Origin of the sequence: Nostoc sp. UIC 10607 (assembly GCF_047228265.1) — a bacterium.
Classification (GTDB): Bacteria; Cyanobacteriota; Cyanobacteriia; order Cyanobacteriales; family Nostocaceae; genus Nostoc; species Nostoc foliaceum_A.
In genome coordinates, this window is record NZ_JBIQNW010000232.1 from 1 (window position 1) to 580 (window position 580).

At 43.1% G+C, this 580-nt stretch carries 1 pseudogene; it reads right to left on the bottom strand.

The window, feature by feature from the left end:
* Window positions 1-65 precede the first annotated feature (65 nt).
* Window positions 66-580 (bottom strand): annotated as a pseudogene (locus ACEYW6_RS36550) (hypothetical protein); the annotation flags it as partial.

Consider the following 580-nt stretch of genomic DNA (forward strand, 5'->3'; position numbering starts at 1 on the left):
TCATTTTCAATAAGACTATTTTGAGTATTTTAACTGGTTGACAAAATGCACTTTATCTTAACCTCTCACGGATGGGGAAGCTGTGCAGTTCTGGTTTCAAGCATGGCGAATTCCTTATATTCGCCGTCACTATCATGGACAAACATTAGCCTGGAAACATGGCGCTCATGTCCGACTGGGTGGTGAGAAGCTCTGATTTCTATAGGATGTTTTTCGGTTGGATTCCATTCTCGACCCAAAAAATGATTCGCTTCATTATTTAATGTGACTAACTTCGGCTCAGTAAATTGCAATTTATCTAAGCGAGAAATAATCTCATTGGGGAAAGCAGCGAAGGCGAAATTAGAAACTTTTTTAGCGATCGCCTGGGGGTTTGCGTTTTCTTTTCTTGCAACTTCGAGTTCATCCTGGCGGGATGCACAGATGTTCCAAGCGGCGGCGGCGGATGCAAGTTTTTCTGACTCTGGGATAGAAGCGTAAAATGCGAGAGCCGCCTCTTGTGCCTTGTCGAAAAGTAATTTAGTTTGGCTTCTAGTAAGTTCTGGTTTTAGTTCTAGGAGTTTAGCTCCCTGCATGGTCA